The sequence below is a fragment of the Polaromonas sp. P1_G4 genome, assembly GCF_056405475.1.
Window position 1 is genome coordinate 1 of the sequence record NZ_JBFUCA010000581.1, and the last position, 2,486, is coordinate 2,486.

General features: G+C 60.9%; 3 protein-coding genes and 1 pseudogene. All 4 read left to right on the forward strand.

The window, feature by feature from the left end; translation table 11 throughout:
• Positions 1–453 (forward strand): ribosome recycling factor (gene frr, locus AC1D1X_RS20770; RefSeq protein WP_477699057.1); only part of this gene is annotated, 453 nt, incomplete at its 5' end.
• A 26-nt stretch (positions 454–479) separates the two neighbouring features.
• Positions 480–1,220: a polyprenyl diphosphate synthase gene (gene uppS / locus AC1D1X_RS20775; RefSeq protein WP_477669250.1), complete on the forward strand. Its 741-nt coding sequence runs from the start codon at positions 480–482 to the stop codon at positions 1,218–1,220.
• The gene (locus AC1D1X_RS20780) at positions 1,220–2,080 is read left to right on the forward strand and encodes a phosphatidate cytidylyltransferase (RefSeq protein ID WP_477669251.1); all 861 of its coding nucleotides are present in this window, start codon (positions 1,220–1,222) and stop codon (positions 2,078–2,080) included. Before uppS ends, AC1D1X_RS20780 begins: the two co-directional genes overlap by 1 nt.
• Positions 2,081–2,093: 13 nt before the next feature.
• Positions 2,094–2,486 (forward strand): annotated as a pseudogene (locus AC1D1X_RS20785) (1-deoxy-D-xylulose-5-phosphate reductoisomerase); the annotation flags it as partial.

The window sequence follows — 2,486 nt, forward strand, 5'->3', positions numbered from 1 at the left end:
TTGCTTGATACCGTGCATGTTGACTATTACGGCTCCATGGTGCCGATCAGCCAGGTGGCCAATGTGTCGCTGCTCGACGCCCGCACCATCAGCGTCTCGCCCTGGGAAAAAGGCATGGGCGCCAAGATCGAAAAGGCCATCCGTGATTCAGACCTGGGACTCAATCCGGCCGCGCAGGGTGACCTGATCCGCGTGCCCATGCCGGCCATGACCGAAGAGCGCCGCCGCGAACTCACCAAGGTCGTGCGCGCCGAAGGGGAGCACGCCAAAGTGGCTATTCGCAACCTGCGCCGCGATGCCAATGATGGCGTCAAGAAACTCGTCAAGGACAAGCTCGCTTCTGAAGACGACGAACGCCGTTCGCAGGACGATATCCAGAAGTTCACGGATCGTTTCATTGCCGAAGTCGACAAACTGGTCGCCGGCAAGGAACAAGACATCATGGCGGTTTGACGCCTCGTCGTCTGGCCTGATTCACCATGGCCACCACCCATCCCATAGTCCCGCACCACGTTGCCATCGTTATGGATGGCAATGGCCGGTGGGCGACCAAACGGTTTTTACCCCGCATTGCGGGCCACAAGCAGGGCGTTGATTCGCTCAGCCGCTGCGTTCGCGCATGCCTGGACCGCGGCATCGGCGTCCTCACGGTTTTCGCTTTTTCTTCGGAGAACTGGAACCGGCCGGCAGAAGAGGTGTCCGGGCTGATGGAGTTGCTTGCCTATTCTCTTTCCAAGGAAGTCCCCAGCCTGAATGCCAACGGCGTGCAACTGCGTTTTGTCGGAGACCGCCTGCGGCTTTCCGAGAAAGTCCAGGCAGGGCTGGCGCAAGCTGAGCTCGACACCTCGACCAACCAGCGGCTGGTTTTTAATGTGTGCTTCAACTACGGTGGTCGCTGGGATATTGCCCAGGCTGCCAACAGATTGGCCAGCCGCGGTGAAGCCATTACCGAGCTGTCGCTGGACAGGGAGATGGCGCTGGCGCACGTGCCGGACCCGGATCTGCTGATTCGCACAGGCGGTGAGTTGCGGATCAGTAATTTTTTGCTGTGGCAGGCAGCTTATTCAGAGCTGCATTTCTCCGACAAGTTGTGGCCTGAATTTGACGAGGCGGCGCTGGACGAGGCGATAGCCGTCTTTCGGACTCGCGAACGACGCTTCGGCAAGACCTCCGCCCAGGTCAGTGGCCGCAGTACCAATGAAAATACAAAGGCTGCCTGATGCTTAAACAGCGCGTGATCACAGCGATTGTCCTTCTGGCTATTTTGCTGCCAGCCCTTTTCTACAAGACGCCAGAGCCCTTTTGTGCCGTCGCGCTGCTGCTGATTGCTGCGGGTGCCTGGGAGTGGGGCCGGCTGAACGCACTCGGGCAGGGGGTCTCACTGGGGCTCGCCGCCGTTTGTGTCGGGCTGTGCGCGCTGGCATGGTACGTTGGCCTGCTCGCAAAGCCCCTGCCGCTTCTTTGGGCTGCTGCAGGTGCCGCTTGGGTGCTTGCCGGTGGCTGGTTGTTGCGCAATGGTGTGGCGGGCTGGCCGCGTGTACCCAAAGTAATTCGCCTTCCGGGGGGGCTGGCTGCGTTGTTGGTTGCATGGCTGGCTGTGGCCCAGGCTCGTGTGGCGGGCATTGACTTTTTGCTGTCCGTTCTGCTGCTGGTCTGGGTGGCCGATATCTTTGCCTATTTTGCAGGCCGTGCCCTGGGAGGCCGGTTCAGCAAGGGCAAGCTGGCTCCTTCGATCAGTCCTGGTAAAAGCTGGGAGGGCGTGTGGGGCGGCATGGCCGGTGTGGTGGCGCTGTCGCTGGCCTGGGTCTGGCTGGGCCGTGCGGGCATTGGCGGTGGCTTCTGGGCTGACGCCACGCTTTACAGCCGGCTGGCTGATCATCACGGCATGGCCGTCATGCTGCTGGCGGTTATTTTCCTGGCCGCCATGAGTGTGGTTGGCGATCTGGTCGAGTCTCTTATCAAGCGCAGTGCCGGGGTTAAAGACTCCAGCGGCCTGTTGCCGGGCCACGGCGGCGTGCTCGACCGGGTCGACGCGCTATTGCCCACGCTGCCCCTGGCGATGATGCTGGTTACCCTTTAGGCTTTGCTCCCGTATGTCCTTTGAAAAGCAGCGTGTGACCGTTTTGGGCTCCACGGGGTCCATTGGTGTCAACACGCTTGATGTCATCGCCCGCCATCCTGAGCGCTTTGAGGTGTTTGCCCTCAGCGCGGCAACCCAAACGGACTTGATGCTGGCGCAGTGCGCCCAGTTCAAACCCCAATACGCGGTTATGGCCAGTGAGCCGCATGCCCGTTTGCTGGCCGAGAAGATCAAGACAAATCAGCTACCGGTGCAGGTTCTATGGGCGCAAGATGCTCTCGAAATGATAGCGTCGCACGAGTTGGTGGATACCGTGATGGCCGCTATTGTGGGCGCTGCCGGGTTGGGTCCGTGCATGGCGGCCGCAAAGGTGGGCAAGCGCTTGCTGCTCGCCAACAAGGAGGCC

Coding starts and splice junctions, on each gene's coding strand:
- uppS (WP_477669250.1), top strand. CDS start 480: ATGGCCACCACCCATCCCATAGTCCCGCACCACGTTGCCATCGTTATG.
- AC1D1X_RS20780 (WP_477669251.1), top strand. CDS start 1,220: ATGCTTAAACAGCGCGTGATCACAGCGATTGTCCTTCTGGCTATTTTG.